Consider the following 23,757-nt stretch of genomic DNA (forward strand, 5'->3'; position numbering starts at 1 on the left):
CGCCCTCGCGGTTTGGTGCGCGCGGGCCGGCTCGGCCCGGGCCGGCACCGCGCGAGGCGAGGATGAACCAGGACAAGCCCCGCGAGGTTCGCCTCGCCCTCGACGCGATCCCCCTCGGCGGCAAGGCCGAGGGCAAGGCCGGCGACGACGCGGTGCTGTTCGTGCGCGACGCCGACGGCGTGCGCGCGTTCCAGGCGAAGTGCCCGCATCTCGGGGCGCCGCTGGCCAAGGGCGAGATCTGCGGCGGCCGGCTCTACTGCCCCTGGCACAAGGCGGCCTTCGCGGTCGCCGACGGCGGCCTGGAGGAGCCGCCGGCACTCGAGGCGCTCACCCGCTATCCCGTCCGGATCGAGGGCGGCGAGGCGGTGGCGACGCTGACCCCCGAGCCGGTCCCGGCGCGGCGGGCCGAGGCCCCGGTCGGGACGGTCCTGATCGTCGGCACCGGCGCGGCGGCCGTGGCCTGCATCACCACCCTCCGGCGCGACGGGTTCGCGGGGACCATCACGATGGTCGGCCGCGAGGGCCACCCGCCCTACGACCGGACCAAGCTGTCCAAGCAGTTCCTGGCCAAGCCGACGCCCGCGGAGAAGACTCTGCTGGAGCCGGACTTCGCGGCCGCCCACCGCGTCGAGCGGGTCGTGGCCGAGGCGACGCGGGTCGATCCGGCCGGCCGCAGCGTCGCGCTGGCGGACGGGCGCACGCTCACCGGCGACGCGCTGCTGATCGCCACCGGCAGCCGCGCCGTGGTGCCGGATCTCGAGGGAAAGGACCGCGACGGCGTGATGACCCTGCGCAGCCTCGACGACGCGGTGCGGCTCAGCGCCGCGGCGGAGCGGGCGACGCGCGTCGTGGTGATCGGCGCGGGCTTCATCGGCCTGGAGGCGGCGGCCTTCCTGACCAAGCGCGGCCTGTCGGTGACGGTCCTGTCCCGGGAGGAGATCCCCTTCGCCAAGCGCTTCGGCGAGGCCGTGGGCGCGGCGCTGAAGCGCTACCACGCCGGCAACGGCGTGACCTTCGTGACCGGCACGGTCGCGCGGATCGCCGGAACCGGGTCGGTCGAGGCCGTCGAGACCGAGGACGGCGCGCGGCTCCCGGCCGACCTCGTGCTGATCGGCGCCGGCGCCGCGCCGGAGACCGGGATCGTCGCCGGGGTGGAGCCGGACGAGGCCGGCGGCCTCCCGGTCGGCGCCGACCTGAGGCTCGCCGACAATGTCTGGGTCGCGGGCGACATCGCGTCCTTCCCGGAGCGCGCCAGCGGCATCACGGCGCGGATCGAGCACTGGCGGCTGGCGCAGCAGCACGGCACGCACGTCGCCCGGGCGATGCTCGGCGCCACCGGCGTCTTCGCGGGCGCGCCGTTCTTCTGGAGCAACCAGGGCGACAAGCGCCTGGATTACGGCGGCTACGCGCCGGATTTCGAGCGGATCATCCTGCAGGGCGACCCGGCGGCGCTCGACTTCATCGCCTACTACGTCCGCGAGAACCGCGCGGTGGCGGCCTGCAGCATCGGCCGCAACCCGGCCTTCACGGCGTTCCTCCACCTGCTGGGCGAGGGCCGCGTGCCCGGCCCCGACCAGATCGAGGCCGGCGCCGATCTCGCCGCCCTGGTGTGATGCCGCGGCGCGACAGCAGCGCGACATCAGCGCGGCCGGGCCGGTGGAACCAGGTCCGGCGGTCCCTCTTTCGGTAGACGCCCGCCGTCTCGAGAGCCGGGCCCGCCGGGAGGCCCCATGAACCAGATCATCGTCGTCGCCCTCATCTGCGCCGCCTCCGTCCAGGCGCCGGACTGCTCGCGCGAGACCGCCATCGACGTGGTCACCGGCCCGGCCCACACGCTCCAGGAATGCCTCGTCCAGGGGCCGGTCCTGGCGGCCAATGCCGGCTTCAAGGGCGAGGACGGGTCCTACCTGAAGACCCGGTGCGAGCAGAGGCGCTGAGCCGACGCCGTCTCGCGAACAGCTTTCGGCGGGCTGGAGGCACGATCATCAGTGTCCGGGCCGTCGCGCGTCGGCGCGCCGGTCCGGCCTTGACTTCGCGCGGCCGCGCGTCGGCCCGCCAGCCCCGGTATTCAACTTGAGTTCAAGACGAGCCAAACGAAATCTGCTTCGGCTCCGGACCGCGACAGGTTAAAAGACCCGATCCAAGAAGACGCCACGCGAGCAGAAAACCATGTCCGCATCCCCCGCCATCCAGACCGAGCCGCAGGATCTCGTGTCCCTGACCAAGGCCGCCGGTGAGAGCGCGAAAGCGCTGGCCGCCGAGGCCACGCGCCGGGTCCGCACGCGGATCCTCGGGACGGACGGGCGGATCGACGCGGCCAAGCTCGAGGGCCAGCAGCACGCCGCCCACGGGCTCGCCTGGCTCGCGACCTACGCGGAGGCGGTGAGCGAGCTCGGCGGCTACGCCGAGCGACTCCAGGCCGAGGGCCGGTTCGGCGAGATCGAGGCGCTCCTCGTCCGGATCGGCGCCGGCGAGTATCTCGACCAGCTCTTCTCCGGCATCCCGATGAGTCAGGGCGAGATGGTCCGCCTGACCGGGTCGCTCGGCCTCTCCGCCAAGGAGGTGGCCCAGTACCGCACGGACGCGGTCGAGACCCTGATCGCCGAGGGCAACACCCCCGAGAACCGCGCCGCCCTGGTGGCGCTGATGCGCGACGGCGGCGGCTCGGCGACCGTCGGCGCTTCGGGCCTCGACGAGGACATGGAGGCGATCCGCTCCGAGATGCGCCGCTTCGGCAAGGCCGAGGTGGTCGATCAGGCGCACGAGTGGCACCTGAAGAACGCCTACATCCCGATGGAGATCGTGCAGAAGATGGCCGAGCTCGGCGTCTTCGGCCTGACGATTCCCGAGGAGTACGGCGGCATGGGCCTGCCGAAGACCGCCATGTGCGTGGTCTCGGAGGAACTGTCCCGGGCCTATATCGGCGTCGGCTCGCTCGGCACCCGCTCGGAGATCGCCGCGGAGCTGATCCTGTGCGGCGGCACCGAGGAGCAGAAGCAGCGCTTCCTGCCGAAGATCGCCAGCGGCGACATTCTTCCGACGGCCGTCTTCACCGAGCCCAATACCGGCTCCGACCTCGCGAGCCTGCGCACCCGCGCGGTGAAGGAGGGCGACGTCTGGAAGATCACCGGCAACAAGACCTGGATCACCCACCCGGTCCGCGCCGACATCATGACGGTGCTCGTCCGCACCAAGCCCGAGGAGAAGGGCCACAAGGGCCTCTCCATGCTGATCGCCGAGAAGCCGCGCGGCACCGACGAGGACCCGTTCCCGGTCCAGGGCCTGTCGGGCGGCGAGATCGAGGTGCTCGGCTACCGCGGCATGAAGGAGTACGAGCTCGCCTTCGAGGGCTTCGCGGTGCCGGGCGGCAACCTGCTGGGCGAGGTCGAGGGCAAGGGCTTCGCCCAGCTGATGCAGACCTTCGAGTCGGCCCGCATCCAGACCGCAGCGCGCGCCATCGGCGTCGCCCAGTCGGCCCTCGATGTCGGCCTGCGCTACGCCGAGGAGCGGGTCCAGTTCGGCAAGGCGCTGGTGAATTTCCCGCGGGTGGCCGACAAGCTCGCCATGATGGCGGTGGAGATCAACATCGCCCGCCAGCTCACCTACTTCTCGGCCCGCGAGAAGGACGAGGGCAAGCGCTGCGACCTGGAGGCCGGGATGGCGAAGCTGCTCGGCGCCCGCGTCGCCTGGGCGGCGGCCGACAACGCCCTCCAGATCCACGGCGGCAACGGCTTCGCGCTCGAGTACCCGGTCAGCCGGATCCTGTGCGACGCGCGCATCCTCTCGATCTTCGAGGGCGCCGCGGAGATCCAGGCCCAGGTGATCGCCCGCCGGCTGCTCGAATCCGCCTGAAGACTCGGCTAAAACTGGGGAATAGTACGTAACATGGGATTATAAGTCGGCTCATGAACCCGGCTTAAACGAAGTCCCCGCTTCCTGGCCCCCGGTGAACAACTGGGGCGGCTCGGTGAGCGCGCAGCACGACGACGGTCAGACAGGCAAGAACCTCCTCCGGCACTGGCAGGATTGCCGGACGCCGGGGGCGCCGATCCCGTCCTACGAGGCCGTCGTTCTCGGGAGCCTCGGCCGCCTCGCCGACCGGGCCGCCCTGGTGACGACCCGCGCCGGGCGCGCCGCCCGGATCCTCTGGGCGGGCCAGGCCTTCGGCGCCTGGCTCGCGCAGGGTGCCGAAGGCGCGGAGGGGCCGTCGGCCGAGACCCTCCCGGTCGACGCGCTCGCGATCGAGCTGCGCGAGCCCGTCGACGAGATGGTCGCGTCCGCCCTCGCGTCCGGCCAGCCGGCCTACGGCCGGTGCGATCGCCTCGCCGCCGGGGTCGTGACCTCGACCCGCCTGGTCGGCGTGCCCCTGGGCAACCGCTGGGGCGAGCCGTTCGTGCTGATCGGGTTCGACGGGGCGAGCGTGCGGACCGAGCTGGTCCAGGCGATGTTCACCGCCACCGACCAGGGCATCCTGGCCCTCAGCACGATCCGGGACGCCGCGGGCCGCCCGATCGATTTCAAGATCGTCGCCCTCAACCGCGGCGCCGAGCGCCTGCTGGAGCGCCCCGCCGCCGCCCTGCAATGGCAGCGCGTGGGCCAGCTCTTCCCCGGGGCGATCACCGCGCGGACGATCGCGACGCTCGCCGCCATGGTCGAGCGGGGCGGGCGCTCGGCCTTCGAGCTGAGCCGCCCCCGGTCCGACGGCGGCACGCTCTACCTCAAGGTCGAGGCGGGCTGCGTCGGCGATCTTCTCTCGGTCACCATGACGGATGTCGGCGACATCAAGGCCCGGGAGGCCTCGTTCCGGCTCCTGTTCGAGAACAACCCGGTGCCGATGTGGGTGGTGGCCGACGCGCGCGACCGCTTCCTGGCGGTGAACGACGCCGCCGTCGCCCATTACGGCTACAGCCGCGAGCAGTTCCTGAGCCGGGCGCCGGCCGACCTCGCCATCGCGGCCGAGGAGGCGACCGAGCTCGGCCTGCCCGCCGCCGGCTCGCTCCACCGTCGCGCCGACGGCTCGGCGATCGAGGTCTCCCTGTTCCAGAGGGCGATGCCGTTCGAGGGGCGGCAGGCCGTGCTCGAGGCCGCCATCGACATGACCGAGCGGCGCCGGGCCGAGGCCCGCATCGCCCACATGGCCCACCACGACGCCCTCACCGGGCTGCCGAACCGCGTGCTGTTCCGGGACCGCCTCGGCGAGGCGATCGCCCGCCACGCCCGGGACGGCGAGGAGGCGGTGCTGCTCTGCCTCGACCTCGACAAGTTCAAGATCGTCAACGACACGCTGGGCCACCCGGTCGGCGACGCGCTGCTGCGCGAGGCGGCCGAGCGGATCGCCGGCTGCCTGCGCAAGGACGACCTCGTGGCCCGGCTCGGCGGCGACGAGTTCGCCATCCTGGTGCGCGGGATGGATCTCCCGGCGCTGGCCGACGGGCTGATCGCCCGGGTGATCGCCGAGCTCGGCCGGCCCTTCCGCCTGGAGGGCCAGGATTGCCACATCGGCACCAGCATCGGCGTCGCCTGCCTGCCCCGGGACGGCACCGATCCCGAGACGCTGATGAAGAACGCCGACCTCGCCCTGTACCGGGCGAAGGCCGAGGGCGGCAGCACCTTCCGGTGCTTCGAGCCGGAGATGGATGCCTGGGTGCAGGCGCGGCGGCGGCGCGAGAACGAGCTGCGCGAGGCCTTCGCCCGCGGCCAGTTCTCGCTGGTCTACCAGCCGCTGATGGATGCCCGCTCTGACCGGATCCTGGCCTTCGAGGCGCTGCTGCGCTGGCACCACCCGGAGCACGGCCCGGTCTCGCCGGCCGAGTTCGTGCCGCTCGCCGAGGAGACCGGCCTGATCGTGCCGATCGGCGCCTGGGTGATGCAGACCGCCTTCGCCGAGGCGACGGCGTGGCCGGAGACGATCCGGCTCGCCGTGAACCTGTCGCCGATCCAGTTCCGCAACCGCAGCTTGGTCGAGACCGTGCGGGGCGCGCTCGCCGTCACGGGGCTCGACCCGCGGCGCCTGGAGCTGGAGATCACCGAATCGGTCCTCCTCGCCGACAGCGCCGCCAATCTCGCGACCCTGCACGAGTTGCGGGCCATGGGGATCCGGATCGCGATGGACGATTTCGGGACCGGCTATTCGAGCCTGAGCTACCTGCGCAGCTTCCCGTTCGACAAGATCAAGCTCGACCGCTCCTTCGTGAGCCAGGTCGGCGAGAACACCCACTGCACGGCGATCGTGCGGGCGGTGGCGAGCCTGGGCACCAGCCTCGGCATCGCCACCACCGCCGAGGGCGTCGAGACCCCCGAGCAGCTCGCGATGCTCCGCGCGGAGGGCTACGACGAGGTGCAGGGCTTCCTGTTCAGCCGCGCGGTCCCGGGCCCCGAGGCCCGCCGCCTGATCGACCGCGCGCGGGCGACGGTCCCGGACGACCGGGCGGCCTGACGCCGCCCGGCCCGCGCCGGTTCCGCGGGCCTACTTGGTGATCTTCACCGAGACCGGGTCGCTCGACGGGAAGGTCTCCTCCAGGGCGTCGTCCAGGCGCTCGTTCAGCTTCTCCTGCTTGTTGTCGGGGTTCTTGGCGTCGCCCGGCTTGGCGCTGCCCTGCTGGAAGCCCGGCTTGGTCTCGTTCGGCTTGTGGGTCTCGGCCATGTCGCTCGCTCGTCCGTGACGGGGGCACGCAAGGGTGCCGGTGCGCATCAACGCGAGGAAGGGCGGGTGTTTCCGATCTTTCGGGGACGCGCGTCGATCTGGCGGGTCGGGAAGTCAGGCGGTCGCGAGCGGCCGCCCGAGCGGGCCGTGGGCCCGCGCGCGGGCGGCGGCCTCGCGCAGCACCGTCCCGTAGACGGCCTCGAGCCGGTCGAGATGGGCGTCCAGGGTCAGGGGCGCGGCCCAGTAGCGCTCGTGGGCGGCCCGGCCCATCCGGGCCGCGAGGCCGTCGTCGGTCAGGCGGCGCAGATGCGCGGCGAGATCGTCCGGGTCGCCCGAGCGGAACCAGAACCCGGTCTCGCCGTCGGCCACCGCCTCGCGGCCCGCGCAGGCGTCGCTCACGATCACCGGCGCGCCGCAGGCCAGCGCCTCGTAGACGGTGAGCGGCTGGCCCTCGTACCAGACGCTCGGGAAGACCAGCGCCCGGGTCCGCCGCATCAGCGCCTGCACGGCCGCGGCGTCGCGCCAGCCGAGCATCGCCGCCTCGGGATAGCGCGCGGCGAGCTCGGCCCGCTCGGGGCCGTCGCCCACGAAGGCCGCCCGCACCCCCGCCCGCCGGGCCGCCTCGGCGAAGATCGGCGCGCCCTTCTCGGTGGAGATCCGCCCGACGAACAGGAAGTCGCCCGGCGGGCCGTCGTGGACCGGCGCCCGCGCCACCGCGATGGGGTTGTCGACCCGGTGGAAGGCGGTGCCGCCGGGCAGGAGCGGCCGCACGACGCTCTCCTGCAGGTCGCTGATCGTGACGACGTGGGCGAACAGCTCCGGCAGCCGGGCCACGTGGGCGAGGCCGGCGTGGCGGACCATCCGGGCCACCTTGCGCGGGTAGCTGCGCGCGTCGCAATTCGCCACGATGCAGGCGGGCGACATCGGGGTGCGGTGGCAGATCCGCTGCGCCGGGTAGGCGTAGAAGCCGCCGGTCGGGCAGACGAGGAAGAACTCGTGCATCGTGTAGAGGCAGGGCAGCCCGGAGGCCCGGAGCGCCGCGCCGATCGACGGCGACAGCGCCTTGGCGAAGGCGTGGACGTGGACCAGCGTGTCGCGGGGATCGCAGGCGGCGAGTTCCGCCGCCAGGGCGCGGCAGGCCGGCCCGTTCCAGATCGCCTGGGCCGCGAAGGCGAGCTTGCTGCGCGCCGTGGTCACGTCGTCCTGATCCAGGCAGACCACCCGCACGCCGGCCGGCTCCAGCCGCGGATCGACCGGGCCGACCGCGGCGAACAGGCTGACGCGGATCCCCCGGGCGGCGAGGCCCAGGGCGGATTCGATGGCGACCTTGGCCTGGCCGCCGTTGATCGCGGCGTGGTCTGCGACGAGGACGACGTGCACGTCAGGACTTCCGCCGCTGCGAACCGGGACCGACACCTGTATCCGGCCGCGGTTGATCGCTCGTAAACCGGTCTGCTCCATCCTCCCGGCGCGCGCGACCGATCGATCCCCGGGAGGGTCACCATGCACGTCGTGATCCTGGCCGAGTTCGCGGCCGCCAGCGGCGGCGCCGAGAAGGTGGCGCTGGAATCGGCCCGCGGCCTCGCCGAGGCCGGCCTCGCCGTCACCTACATCCAGGCGATCCCCGGTCCCGTCGACCCGCTCCTCGACCACGCCGGCATTCGCCGGATCGAGCTCGGCCTGCCCGACATCTGGTCGCTCGGCGCCGCGCGGGCCGCCGCTGCCGGGATCTGGCACGCGGCCGCCGCCCGCCGCCTCGCCGCGGCCCTCGCCGGCCTCGCCGCGCCGCCGGACTGCGTCCACCTGCATCAGTGGACCCGGACCCTGTCGCCGGCGATCTTCCCGGTCCTGTCGGGGACCGGGGTGCCGCTGGTCGTCACGCTGCACGACTACGCCCTGGCCTGCCCGAACGGCGTCTACTACCGCTTCGACCGGGCCGAGCCCTGCGGGCTCGCGCCCCTGTCGGCCGCGTGCCTCGCGGCGCCCTGCGACCCGCGCAGCCGGGTGCACAAGGCCGTGCGCGTCGCCCGCGCCGCGACGCTGCGGCGGGCCGTCGGCCGGGCGGGCCGGCACCGCCCGCTCCACGTCGTCCATGTCTGCGACGCCAGCCGGCAGCGGCTGGGCGCCCTCCTCGGCGGCTACGCCCTGACGCATCACCGGGTCGACAATCCGGTCCGGCTTCCCGAAGGCCCGACGGCCGAGCCCGCCCGCGGCGACGCGATCGCCTACGTGGGTCGCCTCACCCGCGAGAAGGGCGCCGACCTCGTGGCCGACGCCGCCCGGGCCGCCGGGCTCCCGGCCCTGTTCATCGGCGCCGGGCCCCTGGAGGCGGAGCTGCGCGCCCGGGACGGCGTGGAGGTGATCGGATGGCAGCGGCCCGAAGCGGTCTGGGCGACGCTCCGGGCCCGCGCCCGGGCGCTCGCCGCGCCGTCCCGCTGGTACGAGACCGGGCCGCTCACCGTCTACGAGGCGCTGGCGGCCGGCATCCCGGTCGTGGCCTCCGACCGCTCCGGCGCCGCCGAGAAGGTCCGGCACGGCCGGACCGGATTCGTGGTCGCGCCGGAGATCGTGCCCCTCGCCGAGGCGTTCACGGCGCTCCGCGACCACGCCCTGGCGGACGCGCTCGGAGCCGAGGCGGCCCGGCTCGCCCGAGCGGCGCCGATGGACCTGGGCGCGCACACGGCGGCGCTCCGCGGGCTCTACGCCCGTCTGATCGAATCGGCGGCTGGTGCGATGCAGCATCCCGCGGCGCTGGCCCTGGAATAACGGTCCTGGCGCGTGCGGGATATTTGGCATACCAGAAGAATTCACGATCCGTTCGCACCGCCCTGGACAGCGAGATAGTTTTTTGCGAAGCGGGTCGCCGCCGCGATCAGCAATCTTAGCTGACTGTGTAAATGGCACAGCTTGGTCGCAACCTGCTGTCGGACCGAGCCCACGATCGGACGACTTCGTGAGATCATCGAATCGGCATTTTATCGGGCTTCCGGTCCCGCGGGCGCGCCCCAAACCTGCACTTGACTTCTTGTTGCAGTGCAACATATAGAGGTGCGTCAACGCGGACGCATGCGGCGTCCCGCTCCAAGGATGATGCTGGAGACATCGATGCAGACCCCGAACTTCGAGATCCCGACCGAGATGCGCGACTTCGCGGAGAAGAGCGTCGATCAGGCCCGGACCGCCGTCGGCACCATGATGGCGAACGCCGTGAAGGCCGCCGAGCAGGTCCAGGCCTCGGGCCAGACCTTCCAGTCGACCCTCAGCGCCGCGGTCGCGAAGGGGTTCGATCACGCCCAGACCAACGCCAACGCGACCTTCGACTTCGCCCAGAAGCTGGTGCGCACGAAGGACCTCCGCGAGGCGTTCGAGCTCCAGTCCGAGTTCGTCCGCAGCCAGTTCGCCGCTCTCCAGGCCCAGGCGAAGGATTACGGCGCCCTCGCGCAGAACGCCGCCGCCCGCTGAGGCCGGCCGCCCCGATCCGCGATCGGGGCTCGAGGATCGGGATCCGGTGGGCCACCCGAGGGCCGCCGGATCCCCCGCTCTGACGCCCGGGCGTCACGGGCCCGGCGCCGACACCGCCGGCGAGCCGGCCGCGCACGACCTCCGGCCGCCGGTCCGTCGGGACGGGCTGACGCCGACAGGAGGAGATCGCGCGATGGGAAAGCCGCGTCGACCGAGGAGCCGTCCCGCCGGGACGCCCCAGCCGTTGCAGGACGCGTCGGCCGCCCCCGAGATCCAGGCCGCCGACGCCCCGGTCGCGGCGGATCAGCCCGACCCGGCGACCGACCGGCCCGTCGAGGCCGCCGCGCCGCCGGCCGAGGTGACGCCCGAGGTGACGCCTGACGCGGGGTCCGACATCGCGGGCGAGACTGCGCCCGACGGCACGGTGGGAGCCTCGTCCGACCCGGTGACCGAGGCCGCGATCGACGTCGCCCTCCCGCCGGTGACCGCCGCGGGTCCGGGCCGCGCCGCGGCCGCGAACCGCATCGTCTTCACCCCCGACCGCCTCGACGTCGCCGAGATCGGCTCGATCATCGCCCGCTACGTGCGCGGCGAGGGCGAGGCGGCCGTCGCGCATCTGCGAGCGCTCTCGGGCGCCCGCACGCCGGCCGACCTCATCCGCCTGCAGGTCGGCGAGGTCCAGCGGGCCGCCGACGCGTCCCTGACCTGCTGGGTCACGGTGGTCGGGCAGGCGAGCCGGGTCGTCGCGTACCGCTGAGGCGCCGCGCGCGGGAGGCCCGGACTTGTCGCATCCCGGCCACAAGGCCGGCCGGATCGAACCGGCGACGGCAACCCCCCGTTAACCAAGTCGGTCCCATGCCTTAACGGAGGGCACGGGAGACGACACCGGACCGATGCCGAACTGCGCGCGCCTGATCCGTTCCGCATGGCTCCGCCTCGCCGTCGCGCTCCTGCCGGCGCTGGCGGGGGCGCCGGTCGCCGCGCAGACCGGCGAGAAGCCGGCCGTCGCCATCGGGGCCGACCTCGCGAGTCAGGCCGGCACCACGCGCCTCACCCTGACGCTGTCCCGGGCCGTGGAGGCCCGCGGCTTCGTGATGGAGCGGCCCGACCGGGCGGTGATCGACCTGCCCGAGGTCAATTTCCAGCTCGATTCTGGGACCGGCAGCCGCCGCGACGGCCTCGTGCAGAGCTTCCGCTACGGCCTGTTCGCGCCCGGGCGGTCCCGCATCGTGATCGACCTCACCGCGCCCGCCACCGTCGGGAAGATCGAGACCGCGACGCGGCCGCGCGACGGCGCGGTTCTGCTCACGATCCCGCTGCAGCGCGCCGACCGCGACGCGTTCCGCAAGGCCGCCGCTACCGCCGATCCCGCCCCCGCCCAGGCCCGCGCCGCGCCGCCGGAGCCCGCCGACCAGCGGCCGCTGATCATGGTCGATGCCGGCCACGGCGGCACCGATCCCGGCGCCATCGCGGTGGGCGGCGTGTTCGAGAAGGACATCGTGTTCGGCTTCGCCCAGGCCCTCGTGGCGAAGCTGGAGGCGGGCGGCCGCTACCGGGTCCGGATGACCCGCGACCGCGACGTGTTCGTGCCCCTGGCCGAGCGGGTGCGCCTCGCCCGCGACGCCAGGGCCGACCTGTTCGTGTCGATCCACGCGGACTCGATCTCGGCGGCGCCCCAGGTGAGCGGCGCCACGATCTACACCAATTCCGAGAAGGCCACGGACGCCGAATCCGCCAAGCTCGCCGAGCGCGAGAACCGGGCCGATTCCGCCGCGGGCGTCGACGCCGCCGAGGCGCCGCCGGACATCGCCGACATCCTGCAGGAGCTGACCCTGCGCGAGACGCGGGGCTTCTCGTCGGGCTTCGCCCGCACGCTGATGGGCCAGCTCGCCCCCGTGATGAAGATGAGCGCCAAGCCCCACCGGGAGGCGCGCTTCGTGGTGCTGCGCTCCCCCGACGTGCCGAGCGTGCTCGTGGAACTCGGCTACCTCTCCAGCAAGCGCGACCTGGAGATGCTGCAATCGCCGGAGTGGCGGGCCGACGTCACCGGCTCCATGGCCAAGGCGATCGACCAGTTCTTCACCAACCGCGCCACGCTCGGCCGGCCGGCCCCGACGCGCCGCGCGGCGGCCGCCGCCCCAGTTTCACCATAGATAGAGTGTCGATACGGGACGTCCGACGCCCCGTCGCACGGCCGCCGAAACCGGCATTCCGAGGGGGTCTCACGGGACCGTCCGGGGGCCGGCCGCGCAGCGCGCGGGGTGCACGCGCCGGATGAGCCGATTCCGGCATTCGGCCGGGCCAGCGACGAGCGGAACACCGGATGCGTCTGATCCTCCGTTTCTTTGGGATCCTGTTCAGCGCCGCCGCGGTGCTGTTCGTGGTCGGCGCGGCGGTGGGCGGCTACTTCTACTGGAAGTACAGCCAGGACCTGCCCGACCACGCCGCCCTCGCGAATTACGAGCCGCCGGTGATGACCCGCGTCCACGCGGCGGACGGCTCCCTGCTGGCCGAGTACGCCCGCGAGCGCCGGCTGTACCTGCCGATCCAGGCGATGCCGAAGATCGTCGTGGCGGCCTTCCTGTCGGCCGAGGACAAGAACTTCTACAAGCACGGCGGCATCGACCCCGAGGGGATCGTGCGCGCCTTCCTGACCAACGCCAAGTCGGGCAAGCGGCAGGGCGCCTCGACCATCACCCAGCAGGTCGCCAAGAACTTCCTGCTCTCCTCCGAGCAGACCTACGACCGCAAGATCAAGGAGGCGCTGCTGGCGCTCCGGATCGAGGCGGCCTACTCGAAGGACAAGATCCTCGAGCTCTACCTCAACGAGATCTTCCTCGGCACGATCGTGCCCGGCCGCAACCTGCACGGCGTCGCGGCCGCCGCGCTCGACTATTTCGGCAAGTCGGTCCACGAGCTGACCATCAACGAGGCGGCCTACCTCGCCGCCCTGCCGAAGGGGCCGAACAACTACCACCCCTACCGCAAGACCCAGGCGGCCCTCGACCGCCGCAACGAGATCATCCGCCTGATGGCGGAGAACGGCTACATCACCCGGGAGGAGGCGGATTCCGCCAAGAAGATGCCGCTCGGCGTCAACCCGCGCGTCGCCTTCCCGAACGCCGCCAACGCCAACTACTTCACCGAGGAGGTCCGCCGCGAGATCTCCGAGCGCTACGGCGAGAAGAAGCTCTACGAGGGCGGCCTCTCGGTGCGCACGACCCTCGACCCGAAGATGCAGGCCTGGGCCCGCAAGGCTCTGGTCGACGGCCTCGTGCGCTACGACCAGGCCCATGGCTGGCGCGGTCCGGTCACCAAGGTCGACCTGACCGGGCGCGACTGGGGCATGGCGGCGGCCGAGGTTCCGGCGCTCGGCGACGTGGCCCCCTGGCGGCTCGCCGTGGTGCTGGGCAACGGCGGCGGCGGCGTGCAGATCGGCCTGCAGCCCCGGCGCGAGGCCTCCGGCCAGGTCGGCAAGGACCGCGAGACCGGCGTGATCACCCCCGAGGGCATGCGCTGGGCCGGCCGCGCCAATCTCCAGCCCGGCGACATGGTCTACGTCGAGGCGATGGACGGCGGCCGCGGCCAGTTCCGCCTGCGCCAGAAGCCCGAGGTCTCCGGCGCCATCGTGGCCATGGACCCGAATACGGGCCGCGTGCACGCGATGGTCGGCGGTTTCTCGTACGACGAGTCCGAGTTCAACCGCGCCACCCAGGCGATGCGCCAGCCCGGCTCCTCGTTCAAGCCGATCGTCTACTCGGCAGCCCTCGACAACGGCTACACGCCCGCCTCGATCATCCAGGACACCCCGATCACCATCGAGGCCGGTCCCGGCCAGGAGGCCTGGACGCCCTCGAACTACGACGGCAAGTCGGGCGGCCCGCACACCCTGCGCTACGGCATCGAGCACTCGAAGAACCTGATGACGGTCCGGCTCGCCAAGGATGTCGGCATGCCGCTCATCGCCGAGTACGCACGCCGCTTCGGCGTCTACGACGACATGCTGCCGGTGCTGCCCATGTCGCTCGGCGCGGGTGAGACCACGGTGATGCGCATGGTCACCGCCTACTCGATGCTCGCCAACGGCGGCCGGCGCATCCGGCCGACCCTGATCGACCGGATCCAGGACCGCATCGGCGAGACGATCTACCGGCACGACAACCGCAAGTGCATCGGCTGCGACGCCGAGAAGTGGTCGGGCCAGGACGAGCCGAAGCTGGTGGACGATTCCGAGCAGGTGCTCGACCCGCTGACCGCCTACCAGATGGTCTCGATCATGGAGGGCGTGGTCCAGCGCGGCACCGCCACGATCCTGAAGCAGATCGGCAAGCCGCTGGCCGGCAAGACCGGCACGACGAACGACGCCAAGGACGCGTGGTTCGTGGGCTTCTCGCCGGATCTGGCGGTCGGCATCTATATCGGCTTCGACAAGCCCCGGTCGCTGGGCGACCGCGCCACCGGCGGCGGCTTGGCCGCGCCGATCGCCCTGGAGTTCCTGAAGACGGCCCTCAAGGACAAGCCGCCGACGCCGTTCCGCGTGCCGCCGGGGATCAAGCTGATCCGCATCAACCTCGCGAGCGGCACCCGCGCCGGTTCGGGGGAGGGCGCCGGGACGATCCTGGAGGCGTTCAAGCCCGGCACCGCGCCGCCGGATTCCTACTCGGCGCCGTCCTCCTCGGGCGGCGGCCAGGCGGCCGCCCCCGCGGCGGTCGCGCCCGATCCCGACCGGGCCGCGCAGGCCGGCGGGCTGTACTGAGGCGGCTCGCCCCGCCCAGCCCGCATTCAGCCGAGGTCGCACTCAGCCCAGGTCGGGTCCGCCCGGCCTGGGCTCTCGCGTTGTGGATCCGGAGCGGACGCGCGTCTCATGCGGGGACGGCCGCGAGGGCGGCGTCCCAGATCCGGGGCAACGGCGCGCTCGACACGTCATCGCCGGGCAACGCCCCGCGATCGGCAACCGGCGCCGTCCGGGACCGCGCAGGGGGCCCCGAAGGGGTCAGGCGGCGCGGCTGCCCGGCCCGTGCGGGCCGCTTCCGCGCGGCCCGGCCAGCCGGCGCGGCGGCGAGCGCACAGAAAAAAGCCGCCCCGGACGGAGCGGCTCGAGGAGTCATCAGGGAGGCATCAAAACAGAGCGGACGGATATGTCCAACTCGACATCCAGATCACTGGATGCCTGTTTATGCCTCGAAAACCTTAATGCGGAGTTAAGGCAGGTTCTCGCCCGGCGATCTCAGGCCGCCAGACTGTCGAACAGACCGCGCCCGTCGGTCCCGCCGATCAGGTCCTCGACGAAGTTCTCCGGGTGCGGCATCATCCCGAGGACGTTCCCGGTCTCCGACAGGACGCCCGCGATGGCGTTGAGGGAGCCGTTGCGGTTGGCCTCCACGGTGATCGCGCCGGTCGCGTCGCAGTAGCGGAAGGCGACCCGGCCCTCGCCCTCGATCCGCGCCAGGGTCTCGGGATCGGCGAAGTAGTTGCCTTCGCCGTGGGCCACGCAGACGTCGATGACCTGACCCTGCCGGTAGGCGCTGGTGAAGCGGGTGTCGGTGCGCTCGACCCGGAGCGTCTGCCGATGGCAGATGAAGCGCCGGTCGATGTTGCGCATCAGAACGCCCGGCAGGAGCCCCGATTCGCACAGGATCTGGAAGCCGTTGCAGATGCCGAGCACGAGGCCGCCGCGGGCGGCGTGGGCCCGCACCGCGTCCATGGCGGCGGCGCGTCCGGCGATGGCGCCGCAGCGCAGATAGTCGCCGTACGAGAAGCCGCCGGGCAGGACGGCGAGGTCGGTGCCGGCGGGGAGCGCGTGGTCCGCGTGCCACACGAGGCTCACCTGCGCGCCGGAGCGCCGCAGGGCCCGGACGACGTCCGACTCGCGGTTGGAACCCGGGAAGACGACGACCGCGGCGTGCATCAGAGGATCTCGATCGCGTAGTTCTCGACGACGGTGTTGGCCAGGAGCTTCTCGCAGGCCGCGCGCAGGGTCGCCTCAGCGACGGCGCTGTCGACCGCCGACACCTCGATGTCGAAGACCTTGCCCTGCCGGACGCCGTCGACGCCCTCGATGCTGAGGGATCGGAGGGCGGCCTCGATCGCCTTGCCCTGCGGGTCCAGCACACCGGTCTTCAGGGTGACGATGATACGGGCTTTCATGGATCTTCGGGTCTCACGCGTGTCCGGGACGGGGGTGTGACCTGCGACAACATCACACAGACCGTCGCCGGTCGCTTCTAGCAGGAAGGCCGGCGCACTGTCGAACACGCCGCACGCATAGGGATCATTCCGCTGTTCGATACAACTTGAATGAAGAACCCGCCCACGCGCGCTCGTTCAGCGATGCGCAGCCGGGGCCGGGCCCCGCAGGGGCTCGATGCTGGTCGCCCGGCGCCAGAGCTGGAGCATGATCCAGGCCGCGAACAGGCTGAACAGGCCCATCAGGACGTGCCCGACCCGGTCGCCGAGATCGAAGATGCCCGCGATGGCCCAGCCCGCCGCGATGGCCACGGCGAACACCTCGGTGCCGACGAGGACCATCATGCTGATGATGGTGATGGCGTTGCGCCCGTTCACGAGATCCGCCCTCGAAAAGATTTCGGGCCCCGGACGAACCGTCCGGGACCCGCGCAGCTAGCCCACAGAGGCGGGGCGATGCAACCGACCGGGCGGCGCCGGAGCGGTCCGGCCTCAGCGCGGCGCGCGCTTGGCCAGGATCCGCTGCAGGGTCCGCCGGTGCATGTTGAGGCGCCGGGCGGTCTCGCTGACGTTGCGGCTGCACAGCTCGTAGACGCGCTGGATGTGCTCCCAGCGGACCCGGTCGGCCGACATCGGGTTCTCGGGCGGGTCGGCCCGCTCGCCCGGCTGCGCCATCAGCGTGCCGTGGATCTCGTCGGCGTCGGCCGGCTTGGCGAGGTAGTCGAAGGCGCCGAGCTTCACCGCGGTCACCGCCGTGGCGATGTTGCCGTAGCCGGTGAGGATCACGCCCCGGGCCTCGGGGCGGCGCTCCTTGAGGCGGGCGATCACGTCGAGGCCGTTGCCGTCGCCGAGGCGCATGTCGATCACCGCGAACGCGGGCGCGCGCGCCTCGACGGCGGAGACGCCGTCCGCGACGCTGTCGGCCACCTGCACGTGATAGCCGCGGCTCTCCATGGCGCGGGCGAGGCGGGTCTGGAAGGGCTTGTCGTCGTCGACGATCAGCAGGCTGCGGTCGGAGAAGGCGGCCAGTGGATCGGCATCGTTGATCACGGCGGGGTCTGTCGCCGCCGAGGCCCCGGGCTGCGTGAGCATCCGGCACTCCTTTCGGGTTTTCGTCGTCGGGTTCTTGGTCTGTCCTTCATATAGGTACGGCGTCGCGCGGTGGCAGGGGGGCGCGGATACTGAGTTCCGGAGAATGTCGCGGCGCGGCGCCGCGCTCGAAGATGTGGCGGGCCCAGGAGACGCGCACGATCGCCCCGTGGGCGTCCGGCGCCGCGACGTTCATGAGGGCGAGCTGCGCCCCCGAGCGCTCGATCAGGGTCTTGGCGATGAACAGCCCGAGGCCGAGCCCGGCCCCCACGGTCCCGCCGGATTGCGGCCGGTCGTGGCTGCGGGTGGTGACGTAGGGCTCGCCCGCCCGCAGCAGCACCTCGCTGGAGAAGCCCGGCCCGTCGTCGCGGATCTCGATCCAGACGCGGTCGGGGGTCCAGCGCCCCTCCACGGTGACGCCGGCCTCGGCGAAGTCGACGGCGTTGTCGAGGATGTTGGCGAGCCCGAACATGACGCCCGGGTTGCGCCGGCAGGCGGGCTCCGGCCCCTCGCCGGTGCTGGTGACGGCGAGGGCGGCGCCGAGTGCCCGCTGCGGCGCCACCAGCTCCTCCACGAGGTGGCTGAACGTCACCGTCTCCAGGAAGCCGGCCCCCGCCCCGTCCCCGTCGAGGGAGGTCAGCTTGCCGAGGATGCCGCGGCAGCGGTCGACCTGCTCGCGCAGCAGGTTGAGATCCTCCGCCACCGCCGGCGAGGCGGTGGGGCCGAGCTGGCGGATCAGCTCCTTGGTCACAACCATGATCGTGCCCAGCGGTGTGCCCAATTCGTGGGCAGCCGCGGCCGCGAGCCCGTCGAGCTGCGACAGGTGCTGCTCGCGGGCGAGCACCAGCTCGGTGGCGGCGAGCGCCTGGGCGAGGAGCCGGGTCTCCTCGGCCACCCGCCACGCGTAGACGCCTGTGAAGGCGGTGCCGAGCAGGATCGCGGTCCAGACGCCGGAGACGTACAGGAACGGCAGCTCGATCCGACCGTCCGCGAACCAGGGCAGGGGCCGGTGCACCAGCGCGAGCAGGGTCGCGAGGCCCACCGCCAGGAGGCCGAGCGCCAGCGTCCGCTCGGGCGGCAGGGCGGTGGCGGAGATCAGCACGGGGGCGAGGAACAGCAGCGAGAACGGGTTCTGGAGCCCGCCCGTGAGGAACAGCAGGGCCGCGAGCTGCACGATGTCGAAGGCGAGGAGCAGCGCCGCGGAATCGTCGCTGAGCCGGTAGCTCGCCGGGAAGCGGATCCGCAGGGCGAGGTTCAGCCAGGACGAGGTGGCGATCACCAGGAAGCACCAGCCGAAGGGCAGCGGCAGGCCGAGGCCGAACTGCGCCCCGACGACCGCCGCGCTCTGGCCCGTGATGGCGAGCCAGCGCAGGCGGACGAAGGTGTCGAGCCGCAGGTGTCGCGCGTCGCGACCGAGGCCGCTGAGATCGGTATCGGGCATAGACTGTATCGTGCGTCGCCGGACGGGCGCCGCCGGAGCGGCGTCCCGCGGACTCCCTTCGCACGACGCGGTGCTGGGAATCCCGGCATGCCGACCCGGACACGTCGTCGCTGGCGGAGGGTCGCCGGCGGATCTGGTCACAGGCAAGTCGCCGCAGCTGCGGGATGTTCCACCCGCGTTCAGGGTGGAGCATTATCCTACCGAATCGGGTTGCAGGGGGTATGGGTCGCGCGGCTCGAAGCCCGCGGCCGGACCGAGACCGCGAGGTGACGATGCTGCTGGCCTATTCCCTGTACGAGGGCGCGCGCGCCCTGATGGCACCCGCCCGCGTCGCCGCCGACCTCACCCGCTACGGGCTGCAGATGCCGGGCAACCCCCTGGCCTACGGACCCTATGCCCGCGCGGTCAGCGCCGGCTGCGAGATGTTCGAGCGCGTCACCCGCCAGTACGGCAAGCCCGCCTTCGGCTTCACCGAGACGGTGGTGGACGGCGCGGCGGTCCCGGTCACCGAGCGGGTGGTCTGGGAGCGGCCGTTCTGCCGCCTGATCGCCTTCGACCGCGCGTTCCAGGCGGCCCCCGCGGAGCCGCAGCCCAAGCTGCTGATCGTCGCGCCGATGTCGGGTCACTACGCCACGCTGCTGCGCGGCACCGTCGAGGCGATGCTGCCGAACCACCGGGTGTATATCACCGACTGGACCGACGCCCGGATGGTGCCGCTCTTCGCCGGCCAGTTCGATCTGGACGACTACATCGACTACCTGCAGGAGATGTTCGCGGTCCTGGGGCCGGACCTGCACGTCATGGCGGTCTGCCAGCCGGCCGTGCCGGTGATCGCCGCGGTGGCGCTGATGGAGGCGGCCGACGAGCCGGCGGTGCCGACCTCCATGACCCTGATGGGCGGCCCGATCGACACCCGCCGCTCGCCCACCGCGGTGAACTGCCTCGCGCAGGAGCGCGGTCAGAAGTGGTTCGAGCAGAACACGATCAGCCTCGTGCCGCCGATCTACCCGGGCGCGTGGCGCCGGGTCTATCCGGGCTTCCTGCAGCTCTCGGGCTTCATGGCGATGAACCTCGACCGCCACGTCACCGCCCATTCGGACATGTTCGACCATCTGGTGACGGGCGACGGCGACTCGGCCGAGAAGCACCGCGAGTTCTACGACGAGTACCTCGCCGTGATGGACCTGACGGCCGAGTACTATCTCCAGACCGTGCAGACCGTGTTCGTCGACCACGCCCTGCCGACGGGACAGATGAAGCACCGCGGCACGCCGGTCGATCTCGGCGCCGTCCGCCGCTGCGCGATCCTCGCGGTGGAGGGCGAGAACGACGACATCTCCGGCGTCGGCCAGACCAAGGCGGCCCTCGACCTGACGCCGAACCTGCCCGAGGCGCGCAAGGCCTACCACCTCCAGGCCGGCGTCGGCCATTACGGCGTGTTCAACGGCTCGCGCTACCGGGCGGTGATCGCGCCCCGGATCGCGGCCTTCATCCGCGCCATGCAGGCGGTGCCGGGCGCGCGGGGCGGTCACCTGCGGCAGGTGGGCTGAGCCCGGACCGGGCACGACGCGCCCCGTTCCCGTGCGGGAGCGGAGCGAGGACGGAGTCGGCGCGCGGTCGGCCCTCCCACTTCTGGCGCGGTCGCGCCGGCATCGCGCCCGCGCCTGTGCGCGCACGCCTCCCCGTCTTTCCGGGGGCCGCGGGCGAGCCGGACATCCAGGGCCGCCGTCGGTGCGGGCCCTCCGCGCCCCGGCGGTTCCGGGATGACGCGCCGTCGCGAGGCCGCGCGCGAAACAGACCGCCGATCCTGAATACATAACGCAGGGACGGTCGGGCTGGCGCGGGGCTTGCGAGACGCGCCCCGTGAGTTCGAGCCGCGCCACCCCAGCCCCCATCCACGCCGCCGTCGCCCCGAGGCCGGCGGCGGCGTGGGCGCTTGCCCGGGCCGCGTTGTCACGTCGGGCCATTGCGCCCGTGCATCAGAACCGTTCAAACTCGCCCGCAAGGTGCGGGCCGGCGACCGATGCTTGAGATCCGCACCGCCAGGGAGAAGACGATGGACCGCAGGACCTTTCTCAAGGGTTCGGCTGCGCTCGGTTTGGCTGCGCCGCAGCTCGCGCGGCCGGCCCTCGCGCAGGGCGGCAAGGTCCTGCGCTTCGTGCCGCAGGCGAACCTCGCCAATTTCGACCCGATCTGGGGGACCCAGTACGTGGTGCGCAACGCCGGCACCCTCGTCTGGGATATGCTCTACGGCGTCGACGCGCAGCTGAAGCCGCAGCGCCAGATGGTCGAGTCCGAGGAGGTCTCGGGCGACAAGCTGACCTGGACCTTCCGGCTGCGCCCCGGCCTCAAGTGGCACGACGGCGAGCCGGTGCTGGCCAAGGACGTGGTGGCGAGCCTCACCCGCTGGATGGCCCGGGACCCGATCGGCCTGATGATCCGCGGGATCCAGGACGACCTCGCGGCGACCGACGACAAGACCTTCCAGTGGCGCCTGAAGAAGCCGTTCCCGAAGCTGCTCTACGCGCTCGGCAAGACCAACGCGCCGATGGCGCTGATGATGCCGGAGCGGATCGCCAAGACCGACCCGTTCACGCAGATCTCCGAGTATGTCGGCTCGGGCCCGATGAAGTTCGTCCGCAACGAGTGGGTGCCGGGCGCCCGGGCGGTGTTCGAGACCTTCACCGACTACAAGCCCCGCGACGAGCCGAATTCCTGGCTCGCCGGCGGCAAGCGCATGCTGGTCGACCGGGTCGAGTGGGTGATCATGCCGGACGCCGCCACCGCGTCGGCGGCCCTGCAGAACGGCGAGGTCGACTGGTGGGAGAACCCGATCTCCGACCTCGTGCCGCTGCTGCGCAAGAACGCCAACCTCAACGTCGATATCGCCGACCCGCTGGGCAATGTCGGGTCGTTCCGGATGAACCACCTGCACCCGCCCTTCGACAACCCGAAGATCCGCCAGGCGGTCATGACCGCCATGAGCCAGGAGGACTACATGCGGGCGATCGTCGGCGACGACGACAGCCTGTGGAAGAAGCTGCCGGGCTTCTTCACGCCGGGGACGCCCCTCTACAGCGAGGCGGGCGGCGGCAATGTCGGCAAGGGCGACATCAAGCTCGGCCAGAAGCTGCTCAAGGAGGCCGGCTACAAGGGCGAGCCGGTGGTCTGCGTCGTGGCGCAGGACCAGGGGATCACCAAGGCGCAGGGCGACATCACCGCCGACCTCCTGAAGCAGATGGGCTTCAACGTCGACTTCGTCGCCACCGACTGGGGCACGACCGGCACCCGCCGGGCCTCCAAGGCGCCGCCGTCTCAGGGCGGCTGGAACATGTTCCACACCTGGCACGCGGGCGCCGACTGCATCAATCCGGCGGGCTACCCGGCGGTGCGGGCGAGCGGCGACAAGGCGTGGTTCGGCTGGCCCAGCATCCCGCCGGTCGAGACCGCCATCGCCGAGTGGTTCGACGCCGCCGACCCGGCCGCCGAGAAGGCCGCCATCGACAAGGTCAACGCCGCCGCCTGCGAGGGCGTGGTCTACGTGCCCACCGGGTTCTTCCTCGGCTACCAGGCGTGGCGCAAGAACGTCTCGGGCATCGTGAAGGGGCCGATCCCCTTCACCTGGGGCGTGTCGAAGGCGTGATGGCGCTCGCTCTCGCCAAGTCGGGCCGCCCGACCCGCCCGGTCTCTCGGGCGGGCTACCGGCCTCGGACAGCGCGTTCGGCAACGCGGCCGCGGGACGAGGCGCGAGGCCCCTCTCCCGCACGTGCGCCGGCGGTGCGCGCGCTCCTGAAGCGTCCGATCCCGCACCCCGACCCGCTCCCGCACGGGAGAGGGGGCGCGTCGCGCTCCGCCGCCAGCGTCGGCGCCCGACCCGGACGCGTGAATGTCGGCCCCCGCGATGAGGGCAGGGGCGGCGCTACCCGCCGCGCCCGCCCGCCCGCACGATAGCGAGGACCCATGCTCGGCTATATCGGCAGGCGCATCCTCGCCACCATCCCGGTCATGGCGGTGGTCGGGCTGTTCGTCTTCAGCCTCCTCTACTTCGCCCCCGGCGACCCGGCCGCGATCATCGCGGGCGACCAGGCGACGCCCGACGACGTCGCCCGCATCCGCGCCACGCTCGGCCTCGACCGGCCCTTCCTGGTGCGGTTCTGGGAATGGTCGTGGCAGATCCTCCACGGCGATCTCGGCACCTCGATCTTCACCAACCTGCCGGTCACCACCATGATCGGCCAGCGGGTGGAGCCCACCGTCTCGCTGATGCTCGTCACCCTGGTCTTCGCGATCCTGGTGGCGGTGCCGCTCGGCGTCGTCGCCGCCTGGAAGGCCGGCAGCCTGATCGACCGCCTCGTGATGGGGCTCGCCGTGACGGGCTTCTCGGTGCCGGTCTTCGTGGTCGGCTACGTGCTGGCCTACGTCTTCGCCCTCGAGCTCGGCTGGCTGCCGGTCCAGGGCTACACGCCGATCGAGCAGGGCCTGTGGCCCTGGCTGTCCAACCTGATCCTGCCGGCGGTGACGCTGGGCCTCGTCTACATCGCGCTGATCGCCCGGGTGACCCGCGCGACCATGCTCGACGTGCTCCAGCAGGATTACGTGCGCACCGCCCGGGCCAAGGGGCTGGCGCAGGGGCCGGTCCTGTTCGTCCACGCCCTCAAGAACGCCGCGGTGCCGATCGTCACCGTGATCGGCATCGGCATCGCGTTGCTGATCGGAGGCGCGGTGGTGACCGAGACGGTCTTCGCCATCCCCGGCCTCGGGCGCCTCACCGTCGACGCGATCCTGCGGCGCGACTACCCGGTCATCCAGGGCGTCGTGCTGCTGTTCAGCTTCGTCTACGTGCTCGTGAACCTCGCCATCGACCTCTTCTACACCGTGCTCGACCCGAGGATCCGCTATTGACCGCGACCGTCGCGCCCTTCCCCAGCAGCGCCCC

At 72.2% G+C, this 23,757-nt stretch carries 19 protein-coding genes; 12 read left to right on the forward strand and 7 right to left on the reverse strand.

Annotated elements, in window-relative coordinates:
* Positions 1–62 precede the first annotated feature (62 nt).
* The 4 genes from BKE41_RS22710 to BKE41_RS22725 all read left to right on the forward strand — a co-directional run bounded on the left by BKE41_RS22710 (position 63) and on the right by BKE41_RS22725 (position 6,436).
* Entirely contained in the window at positions 63–1,613 is a 1,551-nt protein-coding gene (locus BKE41_RS22710; RefSeq protein WP_012321269.1) for an FAD-dependent oxidoreductase, read from the forward strand.
* A gap of 117 nt (positions 1,614–1,730) precedes the next feature.
* Entirely contained in the window at positions 1,731–1,937 is a 207-nt protein-coding gene (locus BKE41_RS22715; protein WP_012321270.1) for a hypothetical protein, read from the forward strand.
* 232 nt (positions 1,938–2,169) lie between these two features.
* On the forward strand, positions 2,170–3,852 hold the full coding sequence (locus BKE41_RS22720; RefSeq protein WP_029358655.1) for an acyl-CoA dehydrogenase family protein: 1,683 nt from the start codon (positions 2,170–2,172) through the stop codon (positions 3,850–3,852).
* Positions 3,853–3,946: 94 nt separating this feature from the next.
* Positions 3,947–6,436, forward strand: a complete 2,490-nt coding sequence (locus BKE41_RS22725; protein ID WP_024828833.1) for an EAL domain-containing protein — start codon at positions 3,947–3,949, stop codon at positions 6,434–6,436.
* Between the two features lie 30 nt (positions 6,437–6,466).
* On the opposite strand, the gene BKE41_RS31745 is transcribed toward BKE41_RS22725, so the two are convergent.
* Together BKE41_RS31745 and BKE41_RS22730 are read right to left on the reverse strand one after the other, a co-directional pair.
* The gene (locus BKE41_RS31745) at positions 6,467–6,643 is read right to left on the reverse strand and encodes a hypothetical protein (RefSeq protein ID WP_012321273.1); all 177 of its coding nucleotides are present in this window, start codon (positions 6,641–6,643) and stop codon (positions 6,467–6,469) included.
* A 114-nt stretch (positions 6,644–6,757) separates the two neighbouring features.
* Entirely contained in the window at positions 6,758–8,023 is a 1,266-nt protein-coding gene (locus tag BKE41_RS22730; protein WP_024828832.1) for a glycosyltransferase family 4 protein, read from the reverse strand.
* Positions 8,024–8,146: 123 nt separating this feature from the next.
* Here BKE41_RS22730 and BKE41_RS22735 point away from each other — a divergent pair, with 123 nt between their 5' ends.
* The 5 genes from BKE41_RS22735 to BKE41_RS22755 all read left to right on the forward strand — a co-directional run bounded on the left by BKE41_RS22735 (position 8,147) and on the right by BKE41_RS22755 (position 14,861).
* Positions 8,147–9,409, forward strand: coding sequence for a glycosyltransferase (locus BKE41_RS22735; protein WP_071000139.1), 1,263 nt, complete (start codon positions 8,147–8,149; stop codon positions 9,407–9,409).
* A 339-nt stretch (positions 9,410–9,748) separates the two neighbouring features.
* Complete coding sequence (locus BKE41_RS22740) at positions 9,749–10,105, forward strand: phasin (RefSeq protein ID WP_012321276.1); 357 nt, start codon at positions 9,749–9,751, stop codon at positions 10,103–10,105.
* A 193-nt stretch (positions 10,106–10,298) separates the two neighbouring features.
* Positions 10,299–10,862 carry a hypothetical protein gene (locus BKE41_RS22745; protein WP_071000140.1) on the forward strand — a complete coding sequence of 188 codons (564 nt, stop codon included), beginning with the start codon at positions 10,299–10,301 and terminating at the stop codon, positions 10,860–10,862.
* Between the two features lie 136 nt (positions 10,863–10,998).
* Positions 10,999–12,258 carry an N-acetylmuramoyl-L-alanine amidase gene (locus BKE41_RS22750; RefSeq protein ID WP_058607190.1) on the forward strand — a complete coding sequence of 420 codons (1,260 nt, stop codon included), beginning with the start codon at positions 10,999–11,001 and terminating at the stop codon, positions 12,256–12,258.
* A gap of 170 nt (positions 12,259–12,428) precedes the next feature.
* The gene (locus tag BKE41_RS22755) at positions 12,429–14,861 is read left to right on the forward strand and encodes a penicillin-binding protein 1A (RefSeq protein WP_071000141.1); all 2,433 of its coding nucleotides are present in this window, start codon (positions 12,429–12,431) and stop codon (positions 14,859–14,861) included.
* Between the two features lie 471 nt (positions 14,862–15,332).
* Here BKE41_RS22755 and purQ read toward each other — a convergent pair whose 3' ends face one another.
* The 5 genes from purQ to BKE41_RS22780 form a co-directional block, all read right to left on the reverse strand.
* Positions 15,333–16,013, reverse strand: a complete 681-nt coding sequence (gene purQ, locus BKE41_RS22760) for a phosphoribosylformylglycinamidine synthase subunit PurQ (protein WP_012321280.1) — start codon at positions 16,011–16,013, stop codon at positions 15,333–15,335.
* Complete coding sequence (gene purS, locus BKE41_RS22765) at positions 16,013–16,252, reverse strand: phosphoribosylformylglycinamidine synthase subunit PurS (protein ID WP_071000142.1); 240 nt, start codon at positions 16,250–16,252, stop codon at positions 16,013–16,015. Before purS ends, purQ begins: the two co-directional genes overlap by 1 nt.
* Before the next feature lie 177 nt (positions 16,253–16,429).
* A complete protein-coding gene (locus BKE41_RS22770) occupies positions 16,430–16,669 on the reverse strand; it encodes a hypothetical protein (protein WP_012321282.1) in 240 nt (79 codons plus the stop codon).
* Positions 16,670–16,783: 114 nt separating this feature from the next.
* Positions 16,784–17,383, reverse strand: a complete 600-nt coding sequence (locus BKE41_RS22775; RefSeq protein WP_029358650.1) for an ActR/PrrA/RegA family redox response regulator transcription factor — start codon at positions 17,381–17,383, stop codon at positions 16,784–16,786.
* Between the two features lie 46 nt (positions 17,384–17,429).
* On the reverse strand, positions 17,430–18,821 hold the full coding sequence (locus tag BKE41_RS22780; RefSeq protein WP_012321284.1) for an ActS/PrrB/RegB family redox-sensitive histidine kinase: 1,392 nt from the start codon (positions 18,819–18,821) through the stop codon (positions 17,430–17,432).
* Between the two features lie 272 nt (positions 18,822–19,093).
* On the opposite strand from BKE41_RS22780, the gene phaZ reads away from it, so the two are divergent.
* The 3 genes from phaZ (at position 19,094) to BKE41_RS22795 (ending at position 23,723) form a co-directional block, all read left to right on the forward strand.
* The gene (phaZ, locus tag BKE41_RS22785; RefSeq protein WP_024828827.1) at positions 19,094–20,371 is read left to right on the forward strand and encodes a polyhydroxyalkanoate depolymerase; all 1,278 of its coding nucleotides are present in this window, start codon (positions 19,094–19,096) and stop codon (positions 20,369–20,371) included.
* A 506-nt stretch (positions 20,372–20,877) separates the two neighbouring features.
* Positions 20,878–22,464, forward strand: a complete 1,587-nt coding sequence (locus BKE41_RS22790; RefSeq protein WP_012321286.1) for an ABC transporter substrate-binding protein — start codon at positions 20,878–20,880, stop codon at positions 22,462–22,464.
* Positions 22,465–22,781: 317 nt separating this feature from the next.
* A complete protein-coding gene (locus BKE41_RS22795; protein WP_012321287.1) occupies positions 22,782–23,723 on the forward strand; it encodes an ABC transporter permease in 942 nt (313 codons plus the stop codon).
* Positions 23,724–23,757 lie beyond the last annotated feature (34 nt).

Origin of the sequence: Methylobacterium sp. C1, from assembly GCF_001854385.1 — a bacterium.
GTDB lineage: Bacteria > Pseudomonadota > Alphaproteobacteria > Rhizobiales > Beijerinckiaceae > Methylobacterium > Methylobacterium radiotolerans.

Excerpts from the sequence above, each read along its gene's own strand:
- purQ (WP_012321280.1), bottom strand. The coding sequence starts at position 16,013 with ATGCACGCCGCGGTCGTCGTCTTCCCGGGTTCCAACCGCGAGTCGGAC.
- BKE41_RS31745 (WP_012321273.1), bottom strand. The coding sequence starts at position 6,643 with ATGGCCGAGACCCACAAGCCGAACGAGACCAAGCCGGGCTTCCAGCAG.
- purS (WP_071000142.1), bottom strand. The coding sequence starts at position 16,252 with ATGAAAGCCCGTATCATCGTCACCCTGAAGACCGGTGTGCTGGACCCG.
- BKE41_RS22780 (WP_012321284.1), bottom strand. The coding sequence starts at position 18,821 with ATGCCCGATACCGATCTCAGCGGCCTCGGTCGCGACGCGCGACACCTG.
- BKE41_RS22745 (WP_071000140.1), top strand. The coding sequence starts at position 10,299 with ATGGGAAAGCCGCGTCGACCGAGGAGCCGTCCCGCCGGGACGCCCCAG.
- BKE41_RS22710 (WP_012321269.1), top strand. The coding sequence starts at position 63 with ATGAACCAGGACAAGCCCCGCGAGGTTCGCCTCGCCCTCGACGCGATC.
- BKE41_RS22720 (WP_029358655.1), top strand. The coding sequence starts at position 2,170 with ATGTCCGCATCCCCCGCCATCCAGACCGAGCCGCAGGATCTCGTGTCC.
- BKE41_RS22795 (WP_012321287.1), top strand. The coding sequence starts at position 22,782 with ATGCTCGGCTATATCGGCAGGCGCATCCTCGCCACCATCCCGGTCATG.
- BKE41_RS22750 (WP_058607190.1), top strand. The coding sequence starts at position 10,999 with ATGCCGAACTGCGCGCGCCTGATCCGTTCCGCATGGCTCCGCCTCGCC.
- BKE41_RS22775 (WP_029358650.1), bottom strand. The coding sequence starts at position 17,383 with ATGCTCACGCAGCCCGGGGCCTCGGCGGCGACAGACCCCGCCGTGATC.
- BKE41_RS22790 (WP_012321286.1), top strand. The coding sequence starts at position 20,878 with ATGGACCGCAGGACCTTTCTCAAGGGTTCGGCTGCGCTCGGTTTGGCT.
- BKE41_RS22740 (WP_012321276.1), top strand. The coding sequence starts at position 9,749 with ATGCAGACCCCGAACTTCGAGATCCCGACCGAGATGCGCGACTTCGCG.
- BKE41_RS22755 (WP_071000141.1), top strand. The coding sequence starts at position 12,429 with ATGCGTCTGATCCTCCGTTTCTTTGGGATCCTGTTCAGCGCCGCCGCG.
- BKE41_RS22735 (WP_071000139.1), top strand. The coding sequence starts at position 8,147 with ATGCACGTCGTGATCCTGGCCGAGTTCGCGGCCGCCAGCGGCGGCGCC.
- BKE41_RS22715 (WP_012321270.1), top strand. The coding sequence starts at position 1,731 with ATGAACCAGATCATCGTCGTCGCCCTCATCTGCGCCGCCTCCGTCCAG.
- phaZ (WP_024828827.1), top strand. The coding sequence starts at position 19,094 with ATGCTGCTGGCCTATTCCCTGTACGAGGGCGCGCGCGCCCTGATGGCA.